Source organism: Achromobacter sp., assembly GCF_049647645.1.
In the GTDB taxonomy this organism is placed as follows: domain Bacteria; phylum Pseudomonadota; class Gammaproteobacteria; order Burkholderiales; family Burkholderiaceae_B; genus Achromobacter.
In genome coordinates this window covers 1-21,284 of record NZ_JBARYB010000020.1, presented here as the reverse complement: position 1 = coordinate 21,284, position 21,284 = coordinate 1, and the positions used below count along the sequence as shown (strand labels likewise).

Here is a 21,284-nt window from a genome sequence, read left to right as displayed (position 1 = left end):
GCCGGCCGCTACCAATGGCGGCCGCCGCGAACGCCGCTCAGCCGCCCAGGCCGCAGTCGGGCATGTCGCTGACCAGGCTGGCCTGGGTCACGTTGCTGCCCGGCGGCACGCTACGGGTCAGCCAGACGTTGCCGCCGATGGTCGAACCCTTGCCGATGGTGACGCGGCCGAGAATCGTCGCGCCAGCGTAGATCACCACGTCGTCCTCGATCAAGGGGTGGCGCGCCAGACCCTTCTTGAGTTCGCCGTTTTCGCCCGGCGGAAAGCGCTTCGCGCCCAAGGTGACCATTTGGTAGAGGCGCACGCGGTCGCCGATGATGGCGGTCTCGCCGATCACGACGCCGGTGCCGTGGTCGATGAAGAAGCTGCGGCCGATGGTCGCGCCCGGGTGGATATCGATGCCCGTGTCCGCATGCGCGATTTCCGCCACGATGCGCGCCAGCATCGGCGCGCCCAGGCGGTACAGCACGTTGGCCAGGCGGTGATGGATCATCGCCGCCACGCCCGGATAGCACAGCAGCACTTCGTCCACGTTGTGCGCGGCCGGGTCGCCTTGATAGGCGGCGGTCACGTCCAGGTCCAGCGCGGCGCGCACACGCGGCAGTTCGGCGCCGAACTGCCGCACGATCTCGATGGCGCGCTGGCGCGTATCCGCGGGTTCCGCCTGTTCCGGGCGGCCCACGTATTGCAGCTCAAGACAGACCTGGTGCAGCAGCGCGTCCAGCGCGGCGCCGATGGTATGCCCGACGTAGAAGTCCTCGACTTCCTCACGCAGATCGATCGGCCCCAAGCGCATCGGGAACAAGGCGCCACAGAGGTTCTTGACGATCTGGCGCAGGCTTTCCTGCGACGGGAACTCGCGCAGGCCGGCGTCTTCGCGCAGGCGGCCGCGGGGACCGCGCCAGGCCACGCGCGCTTCGTGCAGGCCGGACACGATGCTGTCCAGGTTCCAGTGGGCCGGCGCGTTGTAGGTCGGCCCGCTCATGGCTGCGGCTCCAGCCGCAAGCCGGCGATGCCGATGGAGGGAATGAAATCAAACATGGGTGCGCCTCGTTGACGGTGCATGGCCGCGGCGGCCTGGCCGCCGGGCTATGCTGCTTCGCAATATTTCCGTCAACTGTAACCGCTCGCGCCGATTTCGCGGAATCCATCCGACACGGCGCAGGGGTTATGTCCCCGCGTCCTGCTCGTAGCCCTGAGGATTGCCCTGCTGCCAGCGCCAGCCGTCCGCGCACATCGCATCCACGCCATGCGTGCTGCGCCAGCCGAGCAAGCTGGCCGCCAGGGCCGGATCGGCCCACATGCGCTCGATATCGCCGGGACGCCTGGCTTGCGCGCGCAAGGGAATCCGACAGCCGTTGACCCGCTCGAACGCATGCACCAGCTCCAGCACGCTGGTGCCCTGCCCCGTGCCCAGGTTGACCGCCACGAACCCGGGATGGCTCTCCGAGTACGCGAGCGCCTGCACATGCCCTTGCGCCAGGTCCATGACGTGCAGATAGTCGCGCACGCCGGTGCCGTCGGCCGTGTCGTAGTCGTCGCCGAACACCCGCAGGTAAGGCTGGCGCCCCACCGCCACCTGGGTGATGAAGGGAAACAGATTGTTCGGAATGTCGCGCGGGCTTTCGCCGATCTGCCCGCTATGGTGCGCGCCGATGGGATTGAAGTAGCGCAGCGTGACGGCGCTGAAGGCCGGGTCCGCCCTGCAGACGTCGCGCAACACCTCTTCCACCATCATCTTGGTGCGGCCATAGGGATTGGTCGGCGCCAGCGGGTGCGCCTCGGTGAACGGCAGGTACTGCGGCTCGCCATAGACCGTGGCCGATGAACTGAACACCATGCGCGCCACCCCGGCTTCGCGCATGGCGCGCAGCAGCGCCACCGAACCGCCCACATTGTTGTCGTAGTACTTGAGCGGATCGGCGACCGACTCGCCCACCGCCTTGCTGCCGGCCAGATGCAGCACCGCCCGCACCGGCGCGCCGCGCGCGGCCGATTCGGCCAGCACCGACTCGACCAGGCCGGGGCTGCGGATATCCCCTTCCACCAGCGGGATTTCCACGCCGCAGAGGCGCTCGACGCGGCGCACGGCCTCGCGGCTGCCGTTGCTGAAGTCGTCCAGCACCAACGGCCGCTGGCCCGCCGCCAACATCGCCACCAGCGTGTGCGTGCCGATGTAGCCGGCGCCGCCGGTCACCAATACATGCAGGTCCGGCATGGCCAGGCCTCCTTCACAGATGCGCCGCCACGCCCGGCACCCAGGCATGGCGCGGCCGCGGCGCCTGCGCATGGCTGCGGTAGCGGTCGATCCAGTACGAAGTGGACGCGTCGTGGCCCCAGTCCACCACGCCGGCCGACACCGGCACCGCCAGCTCGCGCTCGATGCCGGTCGCCAGGCGCTTGCCCAGCTCCACGCCCCATTGGTCGAAGGGATTGATGCCCCAGACCACGCTCTGCACGAACACCTTGTGCTCGTACAGGGCCAGCAGCGCGCCCAAGCCGCGCGGATCCAGCTGGCGCAGCACGATCAGGGTGGAAGGCCGCCCGCCCGGATGGACCATGTGCTGCGCCAGGCTCAGCGCGCGCTCCTGGTCATCGATGTGCGCCACGTCCAGCAGGGCCTGTTCCAGGCACTTGCCGCGCAGCAGCGCCTGGCGCTGCGCCAGGCAGTTGGCCAGCAGCATGCGGTGCGCGTCCGGACTGTCGGCATGGCCTTGCAGGCTGGCGATGAAGTCCACCGGCGCGCCGTCCTCGCTCTGATGCAGCCACTGGAAAAAAGTGTGCTGGCCATCGGTGCCGGGCATGCCCCAGATGATGGGCGCGGTCGGCACGCCGACCGCCGCGCCGTCGCCCGCGACCCGCTTGCCCAGAGACTCCATTTCCAGCTGCTGCAGATAGGTGACCAGATGCAGCAGCCGTGCGCTGTAGGCCGCGATGTTGAGCGAGTTGTGGCCCAGCACGCTGCAGTTGACCAGACCCGCCAGCGCCAGCTGAATCGGCGCGTTCGACGCGAACGGCGCCTGCTGGAAATGCTGGTCCATGGCTTCGGCGCCCGCCCGCATGCCGATCAGCACGTCCGCACCCACCGTCAGCGCGATCGACAGGCCGGCCACCGACCAGACCGAATAGCGTCCGCCGACCCAGTCGCACATCTTGAAGATCTGGCTGGACGGCACGCCCAGCGCCCGCGCCGCCGACACGTTGGCGGTGACCGCCGCCAGGTGCTCCGACGCGTCGGCCACGCCGCCCTGCTTGAGCCAGGCGATGGCGGCGCGCGCATTGTGCAGCGTTTCGGCGGTGGTGAAGGACTTGGACGACACCACCACCAGGCAACGGCGCGGATCCAGCCCGGCCACCGCGTCATGGAACGCGTGTCCGTCGATGTTGGACACGAAGCGGATCTGCCGGCGCTGCGACGCGCCGCCGAATGCCTGGACCGCCAGGCGCGGCCCCCAATCGCTGCCGCCGATGCCGATGTGCAGCACCGTGTTGAAGTCGGCCGTCTGATCGACGCGGCGCACGAAGTCCGTCATGCGCGAATGCTCGCAAACAGAGTCCGCGTCCTGCCCGTCGGGTTGTTCCCGCGTGCGCCCGGCGCGCAGCGCCGTATGCCATGCCGGCTTGCCTTCGGTCCAGTTGACCGGCTCGCCCGCGAACAGCGCCTGGCGCGCGTCCGCCACGCCGCGCGCCTGCAGCAGCGCCATGGCCGCGGCTTCCAGCGCCGGCGACTGCCGCTGCATGCTCAGGTCCACGCATAAACCGGCCGCTTCGATGACCTTCAGCGCCGCGCCATCCAGTTCCGCGCCGTGCGCGGCTTGTGCGAACGCCTGCCACTCAGGGCTATTCGCCAGGCCGGAATTCGCCCTTAGCGCCTCAACCGCATACTTGGCCTTTCCCATCGCGTGATGCTCCTTAAAACGGTAAACGAACATGAGGGGCAATGCGCCGGAACGCGTTGCGGAAATCCTCCTCGATACGGGCCAGTGCGGCCACGGTGTCCCCTTCGAAACGCAATACCACCGTCGGCGTGGTGTTGGACGGACGCGCCAGGCCGAAGCCGTCGGCGTAATCCACCCGGATGCCGTCCAGATCGTTGATGGACTGCGCGCCAGGGAACTGCCCCTGCGCGCGCAAGGCCTCCACCAGGTCGAACTGCTCGCCTTCGGCGGTTTCCAGCTTGATTTCAGGAGTGGCGCAGGACTGCGGCAGGCTTTCAAGCAGGGCCGAGGGATCGGGCGCCCCGGACAGGATCTCCAGCAGCCGGGCGGCCGCATAGATGCCGTCGTCGAAGCCGTACCAGCGCTCCTTGAAAAAGATGTGGCCGCTCATCTCGCCCGCCAGCTGCGCGCCGGTCTCGCGCATCTTGGCCTTGATCAGCGAATGCCCGGTCTTGCACATGGTGGCCTTGCCGCCGGCCTCGGTGATCGCGCGCGCCACATGGCGGCTGCATTTGACGTCGTACAGGATTTCGGCGCCCGGATTGCGCGACAACACATCGCGTGCCAGCAGGATCAGCAGGCGATCCGGCCAGATGATCTGCCCCGTCTTGGTCACCACGCCGAGGCGGTCGCCGTCGCCGTCGAACGCCAGGCCGACCTCGCAGTCGGAATAGCGCAGGCAATAGATCAGGTCCTGCAGGTTCTGCGGATCGGCGGGGTCCGGATGGTGGCCCGGAAACGAGCCGTCGACTTCGCAGAACAGTTCGACCACTTCGCAGCCCAGGGCGCGGAACAGCGCCGGCGCCGCCGCGCCGGCCACGCCATTGCCACAATCGATGGCGATCTTCATCGGGCGCGCCATGCGGATGTCGCCCATCAGGCGCGCCGTGTAGCACGGCATGATCTGCATCTGGGTGCGCCCGCCCGACGCGCTGGCCGATTCGATCGGCAGGCGCATCGCGTCGCGCAGCGCGGTGATGCCCTCGCCGTATAGCGACGCGCCGTCCAGCACGATCTTGAAGCCGTTGTGCGCGGGCGGATTATGGCTGCCCGTGACGGCGATTCCCGCGCCCGTGTCCATCAGACGGGTCGCGAAGTACACCATCGGCGTGGTCGCCATGCCGATGTCGATGACGTGCATGCCCGCCGAACGCAAGCCCGCCTGCAAGGCGGCCGCCAGCTCGACGCTGCTCAGCCTGCCATCCCTGCCCACCACGATGGACCGCGCGCCCAGTTCGCGGGCCTGGGTCCCCGTCGCCATGCCCAGGCTGTGCGCGAACCGCGCATCGATCTCTTCCGGCACCGTGCCGCGTATGTCATAAGCCTTGAAAACCGCATCCAGAATTTGCGGGGTATCCCAGCCAAAAGTTCCGTGCATGCCAGTTTCTCCGGGTGGCGTTATTTAGGGCCGTTCTGTTTGAAATCGCCGTAATACGCCGCACGGGAGTAACGATAACTACCGTACTTGGACCGGAAGCCGAAGCGTTCCGGCATAAGCTTGAGACCATTGAAGAGCACGCCGTCCACCGGCGCGCCCGCCTGGATCAGGCGCTTGGCCGTCTCGCGGATTTCACCCACCGTGTTCATGCCCGAGCGCACCACCACCATCACCGCGGCCGCATGCGTGCCGACCACGGCCGCATCCGGCGACGACAGCACGGGCGCCGTGTCCAGGATCACCATGTCGTACTGCGATGCCAGTTCGCGCAGGGTTTCGCCGAACACCGGCGAAGCCAGCAGCTCGGAAGGATCGAAAGTGACCGCGCCCGTGGCGATGAAGTCCACGCCTTCGGACACGCTGTGCTTGCGGACCTGCGTCAGCGGTATGGTTCCCGACAGGACTTCGAACAGGCCGTCCTCCTTGGGTACGCCAAAGTAGCGGTTGAGCTGGCCCTTGCGGAAGTCAGCGTCGATCAGCAGCACGCGCTTGCCCACGCCGCCCTGGATGAAGGCGAAGTTGGCCGACAGGAAGGACTTCCCCACGCCTGCCACCGGCCCGGTGAACATGACCATGTTGTTGGCCGACTGGCGCAGCGACGCCTGCAGCACGTTGCGGAACGATCTCAGGCTTTCGATGGGCGGCGCATTGCCCTGGCTCTGGGCCAGCAGCGCGGGCACGCTGGCATTCTTGCGCCGGCTGCGCCGCCACAGCTTGTCCTGCATGTCGCTGTACGGAATGGCGGCCAGCACCGGCAGGCCGGTATGGCGCTCGACGTCGTCGGGCTCGGACAGGCCGCCGAACAGGGCGTTGCGCACGAAGGCGCACAGCAAGCCGAAGATCAGGCCAAAGGCGGTTGCGACGCCAATGATGATGGCGGCCTTGGGACGCACCGGCTTGTCCGGCTGCACCGCCGAGTCCAGGATGCGCACGTTGCCGACCTTGCCGGCTCGGATCAGGCGCAGTTGCTGGGCGTTATTGAGCAGCGCCGTGTAGAGCTCGGTGTTGACGCGCACGTCGCGCACCAGTCGCACCACGTCCTGCTCCAGGTCGGGCAACTGCTTGATGTTGTTGCCGATGCGGTTCACGTCGCCAGTCAGTCCGGCGATCTGGCGGTCGATGGCCACGATGCTGGGATGGGTCGGCGCGAAGCGGGTGATCATTTCCTGCCGCTTGGAGCGCAGTTCCATCACCTTGGTCTGCGCGTCCACCGACTGCGCGAGGATCAGCTTGGCCTCTTCGCTCAGGTCGATGGTGCCGCGCTTGTTGCGCAAGGAGTTGTACTTGGTCTCGGCCGCGTCCAGCTCGCCCTTGAGCACCGGCAGCTGCTGTTCAAGGAACACCAGCGACTTCTCGGCCTGCGCCGACTTGCGATTCACGTTCTGCTGCACGTACTCCTGGCCGATCTGGTTGAGCACGGCGGTGGTCAGCGCGGGATCGTTGCCTTCCAGCGTGACGCCGATCACGCCCGAGGTGCGGCCGCGTTCGAAGATGCCCAGGCGCGCCTGCACGTCCTCGATGGCCGCCAGGCGCGAGCTGCGCGAGACCGTGAACTCGGTGCCGGGGCGTCCCGTCAGCGCATCGATATGCACGTCCATGGCGCCGCCGCCCGGCAGCCGGAAGTGCTCGGGCTTGCCCACCGTGCCGTTGAACGTGGCGCCCGTGAACTTGTCGCTCAGCGTGTAGCGTCCTTCTCCCAGCGTGGTCACGCGAAAGGGTTTGCCCAGCCATTCGTTGGGTACGTCCAACTGCGAAATCGCGATGGCTTCGCCGCCCCAGGCATAGCCGCCGCGCGGAAAGCTCGACGGGTACGGCAGGCTTTCATAGCGCTGCGCCAGCCATTCGCCAACCACTGGGAAATAGCGCGGCTTGGCCTGGATGTACAGCAGGAACTTGTCGACCGCGGGCCCGACCACCATGCGTGAGCGCAGCACTTCCATTTCGCCCGAGGTCTCCGCCTTGGTATCGAACATGGAAGAAACATCCCCCAGCAGGCTGCGGCTCTGCCCCTGGGGCATTTCCTCCTCCACCTGCACGATGATGTCGGCCGAATACACCTTGGGCGTGATCATCACGTAGGTGAGCGCCCCCAATAATGCAAGCAGAGTGATCGCGATGATCATCCACCGGTTGGAGAAGATGGCGTCCACGTGGGACGACAACGGAGTTTCCTGCTGGCGAGCCGGCACGGACGGCTCGAACGATTCGATGGGCAACGACATGCAGCTCTCCAAGAGAAGACGCCGCTCTGGTTGCGGCGCCCCCAAAGGCGTAGGTTGAAGCGGACTACTTGATGGAATTCACGGTCTGTACCGTTTGGGCGCTCGGGAACAGGTTGCTGATGAAGCGGTTCCACCGCACCAGGCCGGCCGAATCCACGAACACGACATCTTTGGGTTGCAACTCGAACTTCTCCGCCACCGCAAGGTTCTGCGGCGAGCCGGCGTTCAGGTGGAACACCAGCGGCGTCGCTTGCTCCGTACTGCGCACAACGAATATCTGCGACGGATTCGAGGTCAGTTGGCTCGGTCCTCCGGCCAGGCCCAGCGCCTCGGTCAACGACATGCGTCCATCACGCATCACCGCCGTGGTCGGCACGGTGACTTCGCCCATCACGAAAATCTTGCTGTCGTCGCGCGGCGTGACCCTCACGATGTCGCCCGACCTCAGCAGCACTTGATTCAGATCCTGGCCACGCTCTATCAGCGCCGGCACGTTGACGCGGGTGCGGCGGCCCTCCCGGATCACGTAGACCGCGCTGCGGTCTCCCGTCGGCAGAATGCCTCCGGCCCTGTTGACCGCTTCCAACAGGGTCATCGGGATATCGTTGATCGCGATCGCGCCTGGCGTCCTGACTTCGCCATCCACGTAAACACGCTTGCTGCGATATCCCAGAACGCGTACGGTGATCTGCGGATCCTGGATGTACTTGCTCGAACTATTCACTATGAGATTGCGCGCCTGAAGTTCCGTCAAGCCGGCCACTTTCAGCAATCCCGCATAGGGAAATTGGATATGTCCAGTGGATGAAACCGTATAGCCCGGAATGCCCGAGGCGGTATCCCCAACGGCTAGTTCGGTCACCCCAGTCCCGATGGCGTAGGTTTGCGTCGGAAGCACGAGCTCCGGGTGATCCCACACCACGACCGAAAGAATGTCTCCTGGCCCTATCAGGTATGGCCCCGATTTGCCGTAGAGCTTGTCGACGCCTTCGTTGTCGAGCAATGCCTGGCGTGCGCGCTGGTCATCAAGCACCAGCGACGGCGTGATTTCCTTGATGACCGCCTTGGAGTTCGGATCCAGCGGATCCGCAAGTTGATTGGCGTCAAAGGTCATACCGGGGGACAAGGCGCAAGCGCCCAGCGAGGACACGAGCGCGATAGCGGCTATGGCTCGGCTCAACGTTCCGAAAAATGTCGTCATGGCAAATCCACTTGTGAATGACTTCGTTGCTTGGAGTGAGCCCGATGCGTAACGGGTTGCGACATTCCACTCTCTTTTCCTAGGCCCGCACATTCGACGGATGTCCTAAGCCTTCTCCTACATCGTTTGGAGGTTTCGGGTGCGTTGCGCACTCAATAAGATTTTGTCGGTAGCCACAAGCTTTGCGGCAGTGCACGGTATTTGCTTTCCGCACGGCGGCTCCCCACGAACAGGAGTGCGCGATGGACCCGTCCCAAACGGACACGTCGTCTAGATTCAGCGGGGCAAGCTATCTCTACCGCTTGCTCGATGCCGCGATCGTCATCACCTGCGGCCTGACTGCCACCGGCTTGAAATTCTCGGACGATGCCTTGGCGGATCCTCCGCAGATCCATCTGTTCCTTGTGTATCTGTGCGGCCTCGGCGTCGTGGCCATTTTTCCGGCCTTCCGCCTGTACGTATCCTGGCGCGGCCGCCTGCTCACGGACCTGGTGGTGCGCAGCCTGGCGGCGTGGGCGCTGGTATTTGCGCTGGGCATCTGCATCAGTTTTCTCATGCACCAGACCGCGGCGATATCCCGCGTATGGGCGGCTACGTGGTTTGGCATGTCGGCGCTGACGCTGGCCGGCTTACGCATTGCGGTCTACGCGGTGCTGGGCGCCGCGCGCGACCGCGGGCTGGACCGCAAGCGCGTGCTGCTGGTGGGCTTCGGCGCGCTGGGCCATGACCTGTGGCGCCGCGTCGAGCAATACCGCGGCGCGGGCTACGAAGTAGCGGGCATCTACGCCGAGCCCCACGAAAACCTGCCGCCGCAAGTCCGCCGCCTGCATGACCTGGACGCGCTGCATGCCTTCGTGCATGAGCACACCGTGCGCGAGATCTGGATCGTGCTGCCGATGGAGGCGGGCCAGGAACTGCGCGAAGTCCTCTATCACCTGCGCAACGACCTGGTGGATATCCGCTGGATTCCCGATGTCATGTCCATCCAGCTGCTGGGACACCGCATCGGGGAATTCCTGGGCCTGCCCGCCATACAGCTCAACAGCCTGCCCGCCGCAGGCGTGCGAGGCTGGGCCAAGGAGATCTTCGACCGCAGCTTCGCCTTCTGCGCGCTGATCGGACTGTCGCCCCTGATGCTGACGGTGGCCTTCCTGGTCAAGGTGACCTCGCGCGGCCCTGTGTTCTTCACCCAGCCCCGGCTGGGCGTGGACGGCAAGGTCTTCCATGTCTACAAGTTCCGCACCATGACCGTGCATCAGGAGCACGGCGTGGTCACCCAGGCGACCCGCAACGACGCGCGCATCACCCGCATCGGCGGCTTCCTCAGGCGCACCAGCCTGGACGAGCTGCCCCAGTTCCTGAATGTGCTGATGGGCGACATGTCGGTGGTGGGTCCGCGCCCCCACGCGCTGGAGCACAACGAAATGTACAAGGACCTGGTGCAGCGCTACATGATGCGCCACCGCGTCAAGCCCGGCATCACGGGTTGGGCGCAGGTCAACGGCCTGCGCGGGCAGACGGACACGCTGCGCAAGATGAGCGATCGCGTCGAGTACGACATCTATTACATCCAGCACTGGACGTTCAGGATGGACCTGCAGATCATCGCCCGCACGGCGGTGTCCGGATGGACGGGCCGCAATGTCTACTAGACCTTTGGGATGGCCCGAACAATCGGGGCGGCAACGGGCCGCGGCCCCCGGCGGCGTGCTGGCGCAGGCGGAGTTCCGCCAGGCGGTCGAAATGTTGCCGCTGGTTTCCATCGATCTGCTGCTGCGCGACGCCTCCGGCCGCTACCTGACCGGCCTGCGCGCCAATCCTCCGGCCCAGGGCGCCTGGTTCGTGCCGGGCGGCCGCATCCGCAAGAACGAGACCCTGCACGACGCGCTGCGCCGCATCGCCAGCGACGAACTGGGCATCCCGGTCAACCAGCTGGCCTGGACCCCGCGCGGCGTGTACGAGCACTTCTATGGCACCAATTTTGCGGGTGAAGCCGGACGCTCCACCCATTACGTCGTCCTCGCCTATGAGGCCGAGCTTTCTTTGGACATTTCCAGCCTGCCGCAGGCGCAGCACCGCAGCTACCGCTGGTTGCCCGCCCGGGCCATTGCCGCCGATCCCGGCGTGCACCCCTACACCCAGGCCTACTTCAAGGAGTGAGCGCCATGACCAATCCCCCTCCCCCGTACCGGGCAGTCATACTCTGCGGCGGTTCAGGCTCGCGCCTGTGGCCGTTGTCGCGTGAACTGCTGCCGAAGCAGTTCATCCGTTTGACCGATGCCCGCAGCCTGCTGCAGAACACCTTGCTGCGGCTGGGCTCGGCCGGCGCCGAGGCGCGGCCCATGCTGGTGTGCAACGACGCCCATCGTTACATTGCGGCGGAGCAGGCGCTGGAGCTGGGCATCAAGGACGTGGAGGTGATCCTGGAGCCGTTCGCCCGCAACACGGCGCCGGCCATCGCCGCCGCCACCCTGCGCGCCATGCGCGACGGCGAGGATCCCGTCATGCTCATCATGCCGTCGGACCACGTGCTGGAAGACGGCGAAGTGCTGCGCGCCGCCTTCGCCGAGGCCTACCAGGCCGCGCTCCAGGGCGCGTTGGTGACCTTCGGCATCACCCCCACCGCGCCGCTCAGCGGCTACGGCTACATCCACGCGGACGAACCCGGGGTCATGGCGCCCGCGCGCCGGGTGCGCCGCTTCGTCGAGAAGCCCTCGCCCGAGGTCGCGCAGCGTTTCATCGAGGATGGCGGCTACTACTGGAACAGCGGCATGTTCGCCTTCCAGGCCTCGGTGTTCCTGTCGGAAATGGCGCGCCTGGCGCCCAAGATGCTGGAACAGGTGCAGGCGGCGGTGGCCATCGGCCATGGCGAGAACGCGCTGTTCCACCTGGACGGTCCCTCCTTCGAGGCCTGCCCCAGCGACTCCATGGACTACGCCATCATGGAACGCACCGACAGCGCCGTGGTCATCCCGCTGGCCGCCTCGTGGAGCGACGTCGGCGCCTGGGACGCGGTCTGGGGCATCGCCCAGAAGACGGTGGAAGGCAACTCCACCACCGGCGACGTCATGGTGGAGGATTCGCGCAACTGCCTGATCCACTCCACCAGCCGGCTGGTCGCCTCGGTCGGCCTGGACGACATCGTCGTGATCGAAACCGCCGACGCCGTGCTGGTGGCGCACAAATCGCGCTCGCAGGACGTCAAGCGGCTGGTCGAGATCTTCAAGACGCAGCACCGCTCGGAACTCAACCATCACCGCGAGGTGCAGCGGCCCTGGGGATCCTATGACTCGGTGGGCCAGGGCCCGCGCTACCAGGTCAAGCGCATCACGGTGAAGCCCGGCGCGCGCCTGTCCTCGCAGATGCACCATCACCGCGCGGAGCACTGGATCGTGGTCTCGGGCACGGCGCGCATCTACAACGGCGACAAGCAGTACCTGCTGACCGAAAACCAGTCGACCTACATCCCCCTGGGCGAAATCCACAGCCTGGAGAATCCGGGAAAGATCCCGCTGGAAATCATCGAGGTGCAATCGGGGGCCTACCTGGGCGAGGACGACATCGTCAGATTCCAGGACATGTATGGCCGAGTGTGAGGAGCCCCCACGCCGCACGCGCTTGCCGGCCTCCGAGAAGGAGTCCTTCTTCAGGCCGGGCATGGCGCGGATCTGCCTGCCCCTGGCAGGCCTGTTCTTCGCCGTGCTGGTGACGGTGGGCAACCTGCCTGGCCTGGCCGCCGAGATGTCCGACGCCTTTGGGGACAAGCGTCTGCATCTTGCGGCTTACGCCTTTCTGACCACGTTGATCTATTTCTCGGTGCAGCGGCGTCCCGGACTGACGGCCCTGCTGGGGGTGGCGGCCCTGGGCGCTTTGGATGAAGCAATCCAGTCCTTTTTTCCGTATCGACAGGCTGATTTATTAGACCTTTTGGCCGATATCTCCGCGGCTGGTGCAACAGTAATCTCATTGCACATTGGTACCGCAGCCTTCGGCTCCTTTCGTGCAGTCACTAAGTCTTAAGGATACAACCATGCCAAAACGGGCACTGATTACCGGCGTTACTGGCCAAGACGGGGCCTATCTGGCGGAGTTTTTGCTGGCCAAGGGCTATGAGGTCCACGGCATCAAGCGGCGCGCTTCGCTGTTCAATACCGCGCGGATCGACCATCTGTACCAGGATCCGCATGACCAGCCCCGCAATTTCGTGCTGCATCACGGCGATATGACCGACTCTTGCAGCCTGATCCGCATCGTGCAGTCGGTGCAGCCCGACGAGATCTACAACCTGGCCGCCCAAAGCCATGTCGGCGTCTCGTTCGAGGAACCCGAGTACACGGCCAACGCCGACGGCCTGGGCACCCTGCGCCTGCTGGAAGCCATCCGCATCCTGAAGCTGGAGAACAAGGCACGCTTCTATCAGGCCTCCACTTCCGAGCTGTATGGCCTGGTGCAGGAGACGCCGCAAAAGGAAACCACGCCGTTCTACCCGCGCAGCCCGTATGCGGCGGCCAAGCTGTATGCCTACTGGATCAGCGTGAACTACCGCGAAGCGTATGGAATGTATGCCTGCAACGGCATCCTGTTCAACCACGAATCGCCCAAGCGCGGCGAAACCTTCGTAACGCGCAAGATCACCCGCGGCCTGGCCCGCATCGTGCTCGGCCTGCAGGAATGCCTGTACCTGGGCAACCTGTCCGCGCTGCGCGACTGGGGCCATGCCCGCGACTACGTCGAAATGCAGTGGCTGATGCTGCAGCAGGACACGCCGGAGGACTACGTCATCGCCACCGGCATGCAATACAGCGTGCGCGAGTTCATCAATACGGCGGCGCGCGAGCTGGGCATCCTGCTGGCCTGGGAAGGCGAAGGCCTGGAAGAGACCGCCACCGTGCTGTTCTCCCCGGTGCACGACATCAAGCCTGGCCAGGTCATCGTCCGGGTGGATCCGCGCTACTTCCGTCCGACCGAGGTGGAAACCCTGCTGGGCGACCCGACCAAGGCGCGCGAAAAGCTGGGATGGTCGCCCCGCACCTCCTTCGCGCAACTGGTCAAGGAAATGGTCGAGAGCGATCTGCGCGACGCGCGGCGCGATGCCCTGGTCGAGCAGAACGGCTACGAAATCTACGCCTACAAGGAGTAGCACGACATGACGAACCTGGAGCAACGCGTCTTCGTCGCGGGTCATCGCGGCATGGTGGGCGCCGCGATCACCCGCGAGCTGCAGCGCCGCGGCTACCGCAACGTGCTGACCCGCGGCCGGGAGGAGCTGGACCTGGAGAACCAGAACCAGGTCAACCGCTTCTTCTCGACCACGCCGGTCGACGTGGTGTACCTGGCCGCGGCCAAGGTCGGCGGCATCCTGGCCAACCAGACGCATCCGGTGGAGTTCCTGTACAAGAACCTGATGATCCAGTGCAACGTGATCCGCGCCGCCTATGCGGCCGGAGTGCGCAAGCTGCTGTTCCTGGGTTCGTCATGCATCTATCCGCGCGAAGCTCCCCAACCGATCCGCGAGGACGCCTTGCTGACGGGACCGCTGGAAGCCACCAACGAGCCTTACGCCATCGCCAAGATCGCGGGACTGAAGCTGTGCGAGGCCTACCAGCGCGAGTTCGGCGCGCGCTTCATCTGCGCCATGCCGACCAATCTCTATGGCCAGCATGACAACTACGACCTGCAAAGCAGCCACGTGCTGCCCGCGCTGATCCGCAAATTCCATGAAGGCCGGGAAGCCGGCCAGGAAAGCGTGGCGATCTGGGGCACTGGCGCGCCGCTGCGGGAGTTCCTGTACGTGGACGACCTGGCCCAGGCCTGCGTCATGCTGATGGAGCATCCGCAAGCGGAAGGCATGTACAACATCGGCGCCGGGCAGGACATCTCGATCGCCGACCTGGCCAAGCTCGTGGCCCGCGTCGTCGGCTACGAAGGCAGCATCGTCTACGACAGCAGCAAGCCCGACGGCACCCCGCGCAAGCTGATGGACTCGGCCCGCGTGCAGGCGCTGGGCTGGAAACCGGAGATCTCGCTGACGCATGGCATCACGCTGGCCTACGGGCATTTCCTGCGTGAACGCACGCAGCATGCGCTGCCCGTGGCCTGACGGCCTCGCCAGAACCCTTATGTCTACAGGCCCCAGCCATGCTCGGATTTCTCAGGAAACATGTCGCCGGCAATGCCTCCTTCTGGGGGCTGGTGGAGTATGGCATCGGCCCGGTCGCGGCGCTGGTGGCCTTGCCCATCCTGTTCCGGCAGCTGGGGACCGTGGGCTTCGGCCAGTACTCGATGATCATCGCCCTGGCCGGCTTCGGCAATGCCGCCAACCTGGGCGCGGCCGTAACCGCGACCAAGCTGGTGTCCGAGCGCATGCACGAGCCCGGCGGCGCTTACCGCGCAGCCGGCGTGAGCATGTCGCTGATCGGCTGCGCGCTGGCGGTCGTCACGCTGGCCGCGGTGCTGCTGTGGGGCGTCGTGGGCCTGGGTTGGCCGGAGGCGACCTTCGGTGGCGTGGCGGTGACGATGCTGGCCATGCCGGCGTTGGCCATCTACCTGACGCAGCAGTATGACCAGCTGTTTTCCGGCTGCCTGAAAGGCCGCGAGGACTTCCGCGCCACGGCGCTGTGCGAAGTCTTCAGCCGCACCGGCACGATGGCGCTGGCCTGCGCCACGGCCTGGCTGACCGCATCGCCCACCTGGACCGGACTGGCGCAAGCGCTCGGGCTGCTGGTGGCGGGCAGCGTGAAGATGCGCGTGTTCGCGCGCAGCTATGGCCGCATCCTGGTGCGCCCGGTGCGCGACCGCGGCGCCATGATGGACGCCTTCAAGTTTTCCCGCTGGTCCTGGCTGAACAGCCTGAGCGCCCTGGCCTTCGGCTCGGTCGACCGGGTGCTGGTCGGCAGCCTCATGGGGCCCGCAGCGCTCGCGATCTACACGGTCGGCGTGCAGGTCGGCCAGATCATCCATACCGCGTCGGTCGCCATCTTCCAGAAGGCCATGCCGCGCGTCACCCGCCTGTCGGTTTCGCCGCCCTATCCGGGCGCGGTCGAACACGAGATCCGCCGCATGATGCTGTGGAATCTGGCGCTGTCGGCCAGCGCCACGCTGGCAGTGCTGGCGGTCAGCCATCCGCTCTTGAACCTGCTGCTGGGGGACAACGTCGCCAGCGGCCATCTGGGCACGTTCCGATTGCTGATCGTGGCCTCGGGGCTGCTGTCCCTGAACGCCGCCGCGCACTTCTCCCTGCTCGGGCTCGGCAATTCCCGCGCGGTCGCCATCCTGAACGGCCTGGGCGGCCTGGCAATGCTGTGCGTCATGGCGGGATTGGTACACGCGGCGGGCGAACACGCCGCGGCCTGGGGCCGCATGGCCTACGCGGCGATCACGCTGGCCGGCGTGGCCCTCGCCATCCGTCAATCCCGCCCAGATTTTCCGGGCGCCTTGCCTGCGGCCACCCGTTAATTCAAATGCTGAGGTCCTACATGCGCAAGCGTCATAACGAGTATTCACGTCAGCTCATCGACTTCGTCCGCGAGTTGCGGCCGCCGGCGCCGATCGCCGGCAGCCTGTTGCCGAAAGTGACCATCGTGACCCCCTCGTTCAACCAGGCCCGCTTCCTGGAACGCACCATCCTGTCCGTGCTGAACCAGGGCTATCCGCGGCTGGAGTACATCATCATCGACGGCGGCTCCACCGACGGCAGCGTGGACATCATCCGCAAGTACGAACGCTACCTGACGTACTGGGAAAGCACGCCGGACCGCGGCCAGTCGCATGCCATCAACAAGGGCTTCGAACGCGCCACCGGCGATTACGTAGGCTGGCAGAACTCCGACGACCTGTACTTCCCCGGCGCCCTGCGCAAGCTGGGCACGGCCGCCTCGAAGGGCCGCGCGCCCATCGTCAGCGGCAACCTGTTCGTGGCTGACGCCGACAACAAGATCTTCCGCAAGATCCATTACACCCCGGTCAACCGCGGCACATTGACGGTGGTGAAGGCATCCATCCCGAACCAGTCGGCGATCTTCCGCCGCGACCTGCTGCAGAAGTACGGACTCCTGCAGGAAAGCATGCGCTACTGCATGGACCTGGAACTCTGGAGCCGGCTACTGCGTGAAGGCAAGAACCTGATCGTGCCGGACGCCATGGGCGTATACACCGCCCATGACGAAACCAAGACGGCGCTGATGCAGGACGTGCTGCTGGAGGAGCGCGAGCAGATCGTCACGCGCATCCGCCGCACGGAACCTGGCCTGGGCAAGCTGTTCGAGCTGTCCTGCCGCGCCTCCAAGGTGGCCGCGCATGCGCGCCAGGGAGACCTGTCCTATCTGTTCGAAAAGCTGACCACCAAGATATTCGGACGCGACGACTGGGCGTCGCACTAGCGCCTGTCCAAACCGAGAAGAACCGCAATGACCACGCACCGCCGCCTTTCCACCCTGCATCTGCTGGGCCTGTTCGCCTTCACGGCCCTGGCCCTGAACGACGACCGCTTCGTCCTGGGCGTCGGCAGTTTCAAGCTGTCGCCCTTCGATTTCCTGTTCGTCGCGATGCTGGTGGTCAAGGCATTGCGGCTTGCGGATCCCGCGGCCTATGCGCTGCCCCGCGGCCTGCTGGGCATGCTGCTAGGTATCCAGAGCCTGTCGGTGATCTACCTGCTACTGGTATCGCTGCATCACCCGGGCATCGAGACCGGCGACGTGGCGCGCGACCTGCGCATCGTGTTCTATTTCCTGTGCACGCCCTTTCTTTGCTACAAGGACATCGACAGTCCGGCCGCCTATGCGGTGCTGCAGAAGTACATCGTGGCGTCTTGCCTGGCCGTCGCCACGCTGATGCTGGCCGAGCAGCTGCAGGGCTTCAGCGTGGCGAATCCGCTGCGCAACGTGCGCCTGGGCGTCTGGGCCATTCCGTTCGGCGTGGTGTCGCTGCTGTACTTCCGGCGCACGCTCAACGTCTCCGGACCCAAGGCTTACGCGCTGACGGTCTACATGCTGCTGGCCCTGGTGTTTTCGCTGAACCGCAGCCAATACCTGCAGCTGGCGATCTCGGTAATCATCGCCGTGCTGCTGGGCGCGGGCCCCGAAATCCGGCGGCGCGCGGTCCTGGTCTTCGCGCCCGCCGCGGTCGCCGGCGTGCTGGTCTTTGCCAGCATCGGCTACCTGGACGTGCTGACCAACCGCATCTTCAGCGTCGAGCGCCTGGACGAAGACTCCAGCTACGGCGCGCGCATCCAGGAAATGCAGGGGCAGATGGACTTCTTCGCGGAAAGCCCGGTGTTCGGCAAGGGCGCGGGCTTTCGCAGCTGGGTCATGGGCGAAAACGGCTTCGAACTCAGCACCTTCGCCCACAACTCCTGGGCCTTCTACCTGATGAAATTCGGCGTGGTTGGCACCATCATGATCATGCTGCCGCCCGTGCTCATCCTGTTGCTTACCCTGCTGCGACGATACGCGCATCCGGGCCTGGAGCTGCACCGGCGCTACCTGCTGGCCACGGCTCCCATCTACATCTTCATCGATTCGCTTTCCGGCGGCCTGGCCTACGCGCCCAAGACCGCCTTCACCGGGTTCCTGCTGTGCTATTGCCTGTCGCTCATGCGCAATGCCCAGGTCATGCCCGTACCCGAACAAAGAACGACATCCGCCCCCAGCCACCGTCCGGACACCGCGCGCCGGACGCCAACTAGAGTGATCCCACATGCCTGATGTCTTGTTTGTCGCGCCAGACCTGCACGGCGGCGTAGGAAGATGCGTCGCCTTCATCGTGGATGCCTTGCCGGAACAAGGGGTGGATTCCGCCTTGTTCCTGCTGCGCTCGCGCATTCGCGAATATCCCGTCTCCAACCCCAAGGTAACCCGGGCCCTTCCTGTCAACGAATCTCCCGCCGCGCTGCGGCTGATGCTGCCCGTGGCCTTCTTCAAGCTGCTCAGGCAGATCAGGCGCGACAAACCCGCCATCGTCTGCTCGCACGGCCTCTTGTGCAACATGCTGGTGGTCGTGGCCAAGAAGCTGCTGCGCGGCAAGTTCAGCACGGTCGCCTTCGAACACAGCAGCCCCGCCATCCATTACGGGGCTTCGCGCATGCGGCGCCTGAAGTACTGGCTGGTCAGCCAGACCTACCGCCGCCACGATGCGGTGGTGGGCGTGTCGCGCGGCGTCAAGGAAGACCTGGTCAGCATGTTTCCGCCGCTGCGCGGCAAGGTCCACACCATCTACAACGGCGTGCCGCTGGACAATGTCCGGGCGCAGGGCGGCCGCGACGGGGACGAAGCCTCGCAACCCGCGCCCTACCATGTGGTGGCCGTGGGCCGGCTCGAAGCAGTGAAGGACTATGCGACGCTGATCGACGCGGCCGCGCTGCTGGATGACCCCGGCATCCGCTTCACCATCCTGGGCGAAGGATCCGAGCACGCCGCCCTGCAGAAGCGCATCGATGAAAAGAGCTCGCGCAGCCCGGTCACCCTGGCCGGCCATATCGACAACCCGTTTCCGGTGATAGCGGGCGCGGGCGCGTTCGCCCTGACCTCGCTGCGCGAGAGTTTCGGCAATGTGCTGGTGGAAGCCCTGTGCCTGGGCGTGCCGGTGATTTCCACCGACTGCCCGCATGGCCCGGCCGAGATCCTGGATTCCGGCCGCTACGGCCTGCTGGTGCCGGTGGGCGATGCCGCCGCCCTGGCCGACGCGGTGCGGCGCCTGGCCTACGACGCCGAGATGCGCGAACGGTTTGCCGTGCAAGGCCCCGAACGCGCCGACGCCTTTTCGCTGGAACGGCACTGCCGCAACGTCATCGCCCTCTTCCGCCCGCTGATGCAGCGCGGCACGCCCTGAACAGGACAGCATCATGCAGAAGATACCGGTATCGGTCGTCGTCATGACGAAGAACGAGGAACGCAACATCAACAAATGCCTGAAGGCGCTGGTCGAATTCGACGAAGTATTCGTGGTGGATTCCAACAGCACCGACGCGACCTGCGCGATGGCGACAGCGCTGGGCGCCAAGGTCTCGAACTTCCAGTGGAACGGCAAGTATCCCAAGAAGAAGCAGTGGTGCCTGGAACAGCTGCCGTTCTCGCATCCCGTGGTGCTGTACGTGGACGCGGACGAAGAGATGACGCCTGGCCTGGCCGCCGAGATCCGCGAAGTCCTGCCGCGCTTTGCGGCGGGCGCGGGCGGCGCCTTCGTGCCGTTCGATTACGTGTTCTGCGGCAAAAAGCTGGAACACGGGCACCGCGTCTACAAGCTGGCGCTGCTGGCGCGCGACCGCTCGCGCTTCCTGGACTACGACGATCTGGACGTGGCCCACATGTGGGAAGTGGAAGGCCACTACCAGCCGCAGGTGGAAGGCGAGACTTTCGCCCTGCGCCAGCGCATGGTGCACAACGACCATGATTCGCTGTTCCACTACTTCGACAAGCACAACCGCTATTCCGACTGGGAAGCGAACCTGCGCACCAAGGGCCTGATGAACGATCCGCGCGAGGCCAATGTCGGCGCGCGGGCCCTGCTCAAGCGCATCTTCCAGGCCATGCCGTTCAAGGCGCCGATCTCGTTCCTGCATTCCTACGTCATCCGCCTGGGCTTCCTGGACGGCAAGGCCGGCTACGACTACGCGGTGGCGCGCGCCATGTACTACTGGCAAATCGGGATCAAGACCGAGGAACTGAAGAAGACGCAGCAAGCCAACGCAGCCGCCGCGCGCGACGACACGGTGGCGGGAGCCGCCAAATGAGCGCCCTGCAACGCCTGGACCGCTTTGCGCTGGCGCCCGGCCAGCGCGGCCGCTCGGCCCTGACCGTGCAGCTCTGGTGGACGGTGCAGGCGACGCTGTTCCGCTGGTCGCCGCAGGTGGCCTATGGATTCCGCCGCTGGCTGCTGCGTTGCTTCGGCGCGCAGGTCGGCCGCAAGGTGTTGATCCGGCCTAGCGCCACCGTGACCTATCCGTGGAAAGTCGAAATCGGCGATTACGCCTGGATCGGCGACGACGCGGTCATCTACAGCCTCGGCCCCATCCATATCGGCGCCCACGCCGTGGTGTCGCAGCGCAGCTACCTGTGCGCAGCGGACCACGATGCGGGGCAGCCTGATTTCCCCTTGCGCGAGCGCGCGGTGCGCATCGAGGACGGCGCCTGGGTGGCGACCGACGTGTTCATCGGCCCCGGCGTGACCGTGGGGCGCGAAGCCGTGATCGGCGCGCGCAGCTCGGTGTTCCGCAACATGCCGCCCGCCATGGTGTGCCACGGCAATCCGTGCCGCCCCATCCGCCCGCGCCAGGCTGGCCCGGCATGAAAATTCTCATCTACGGCATCAACTACGCGCCCGAACTCACCGGCATAGGCAAGTACAGCGCCGAGCTGGCCGAATGGCTGGCCGCGCGCGGCCACCAAGTCAGCGTGGTGACGGCCCCGCCCTATTACCCGCAATGGCAGGTGCACGAGGGCTACCGCGCCGGCCGCTACCGCAAGGAAGTCCTGCGCGGCGTCACCGTGCGC

At 65.9% G+C, this 21,284-nt stretch carries 19 protein-coding genes; 13 read left to right on the top strand and 6 right to left on the bottom strand.

The window, feature by feature from the left end; all coding sequences use genetic code 11:
- Positions 1-37 precede the first annotated feature (37 nt).
- From epsC to WBB14_RS02225, 6 genes are all read right to left on the bottom strand, one after another.
- The gene (epsC, locus tag WBB14_RS02250; RefSeq protein ID WP_013395100.1) at positions 38-985 is read right to left on the bottom strand and encodes a serine O-acetyltransferase EpsC; all 948 of its coding nucleotides are present in this window, start codon (positions 983-985) and stop codon (positions 38-40) included.
- Between the two features lie 183 nt (positions 986-1,168).
- Entirely contained in the window at positions 1,169-2,218 is a 1,050-nt protein-coding gene (gene galE, locus WBB14_RS02245; protein ID WP_424238385.1) for a UDP-glucose 4-epimerase GalE, read from the bottom strand.
- A gap of 13 nt (positions 2,219-2,231) precedes the next feature.
- A complete protein-coding gene (pgi, locus tag WBB14_RS02240; protein WP_424238384.1) occupies positions 2,232-3,899 on the bottom strand; it encodes a glucose-6-phosphate isomerase in 1,668 nt (555 codons plus the stop codon).
- A 13-nt stretch (positions 3,900-3,912) separates the two neighbouring features.
- Positions 3,913-5,316, bottom strand: coding sequence for a phosphomannomutase/phosphoglucomutase (locus WBB14_RS02235; RefSeq protein ID WP_424238383.1), 1,404 nt, complete (start codon positions 5,314-5,316; stop codon positions 3,913-3,915).
- A 20-nt stretch (positions 5,317-5,336) separates the two neighbouring features.
- On the bottom strand, positions 5,337-7,598 hold the full coding sequence (locus WBB14_RS02230) for a GNVR domain-containing protein (protein WP_424238382.1): 2,262 nt from the start codon (positions 7,596-7,598) through the stop codon (positions 5,337-5,339).
- A 64-nt stretch (positions 7,599-7,662) separates the two neighbouring features.
- Positions 7,663-8,799: a polysaccharide biosynthesis/export family protein gene (locus WBB14_RS02225; RefSeq protein WP_424238381.1), complete on the bottom strand. Its 1,137-nt coding sequence runs from the start codon at positions 8,797-8,799 to the stop codon at positions 7,663-7,665.
- 242 nt (positions 8,800-9,041) lie between these two features.
- Between WBB14_RS02225 and WBB14_RS02220 the strand changes: the two genes are divergently transcribed.
- The 13 genes from WBB14_RS02220 to WBB14_RS02160 form a co-directional block, all read left to right on the top strand.
- Positions 9,042-10,451, top strand: coding sequence for an undecaprenyl-phosphate glucose phosphotransferase (locus tag WBB14_RS02220; protein ID WP_424238380.1), 1,410 nt, complete (start codon positions 9,042-9,044; stop codon positions 10,449-10,451).
- Positions 10,441-10,959: a GDP-mannose mannosyl hydrolase gene (locus WBB14_RS02215; protein ID WP_424238379.1), complete on the top strand. Its 519-nt coding sequence runs from the start codon at positions 10,441-10,443 to the stop codon at positions 10,957-10,959. The genes WBB14_RS02220 and WBB14_RS02215 overlap by 11 nt, the downstream gene beginning before the upstream one ends.
- Before the next feature lie 5 nt (positions 10,960-10,964).
- The gene (locus WBB14_RS02210) at positions 10,965-12,395 is read left to right on the top strand and encodes a mannose-1-phosphate guanylyltransferase/mannose-6-phosphate isomerase (RefSeq protein ID WP_424238378.1); all 1,431 of its coding nucleotides are present in this window, start codon (positions 10,965-10,967) and stop codon (positions 12,393-12,395) included.
- A 61-nt stretch (positions 12,396-12,456) separates the two neighbouring features.
- Positions 12,457-12,819 (top strand): VanZ family protein, encoded by a 363-nt coding sequence (locus WBB14_RS02205; protein WP_424238397.1) that lies wholly within the window; start codon positions 12,457-12,459, stop codon positions 12,817-12,819.
- A gap of 10 nt (positions 12,820-12,829) precedes the next feature.
- The gene (gene gmd / locus WBB14_RS02200) at positions 12,830-13,939 is read left to right on the top strand and encodes a GDP-mannose 4,6-dehydratase (protein ID WP_013395110.1); all 1,110 of its coding nucleotides are present in this window, start codon (positions 12,830-12,832) and stop codon (positions 13,937-13,939) included.
- Positions 13,940-13,945: 6 nt separating this feature from the next.
- Complete coding sequence (locus WBB14_RS02195) at positions 13,946-14,899, top strand: GDP-L-fucose synthase family protein (RefSeq protein WP_424238377.1); 954 nt, start codon at positions 13,946-13,948, stop codon at positions 14,897-14,899.
- 38 nt (positions 14,900-14,937) lie between these two features.
- Positions 14,938-16,254 carry a lipopolysaccharide biosynthesis protein gene (locus WBB14_RS02190; RefSeq protein ID WP_424238376.1) on the top strand — a complete coding sequence of 439 codons (1,317 nt, stop codon included), beginning with the start codon at positions 14,938-14,940 and terminating at the stop codon, positions 16,252-16,254.
- A gap of 20 nt (positions 16,255-16,274) precedes the next feature.
- A complete protein-coding gene (locus tag WBB14_RS02185) occupies positions 16,275-17,177 on the top strand; it encodes a glycosyltransferase family 2 protein (RefSeq protein WP_424238375.1) in 903 nt (300 codons plus the stop codon).
- Positions 17,178-17,204: 27 nt separating this feature from the next.
- On the top strand, positions 17,205-18,500 hold the full coding sequence (locus WBB14_RS02180) for an O-antigen ligase family protein (RefSeq protein WP_424238374.1): 1,296 nt from the start codon (positions 17,205-17,207) through the stop codon (positions 18,498-18,500).
- The gene (locus tag WBB14_RS02175; protein WP_424238373.1) at positions 18,493-19,623 is read left to right on the top strand and encodes a glycosyltransferase; all 1,131 of its coding nucleotides are present in this window, start codon (positions 18,493-18,495) and stop codon (positions 19,621-19,623) included. The genes WBB14_RS02180 and WBB14_RS02175 overlap by 8 nt, the downstream gene beginning before the upstream one ends.
- 13 nt (positions 19,624-19,636) lie before the next feature.
- The gene (locus WBB14_RS02170; protein ID WP_424238372.1) at positions 19,637-20,524 is read left to right on the top strand and encodes a glycosyltransferase family 2 protein; all 888 of its coding nucleotides are present in this window, start codon (positions 19,637-19,639) and stop codon (positions 20,522-20,524) included.
- On the top strand, positions 20,521-21,081 hold the full coding sequence (locus WBB14_RS02165) for a putative colanic acid biosynthesis acetyltransferase (protein WP_424238371.1): 561 nt from the start codon (positions 20,521-20,523) through the stop codon (positions 21,079-21,081). Before WBB14_RS02170 ends, WBB14_RS02165 begins: the two co-directional genes overlap by 4 nt.
- The coding region (locus WBB14_RS02160; RefSeq protein WP_424238370.1) for a glycosyltransferase at positions 21,078-21,284 on the top strand (207 nt) is incomplete at its 3' end. The genes WBB14_RS02165 and WBB14_RS02160, both read left to right, overlap by 4 nt.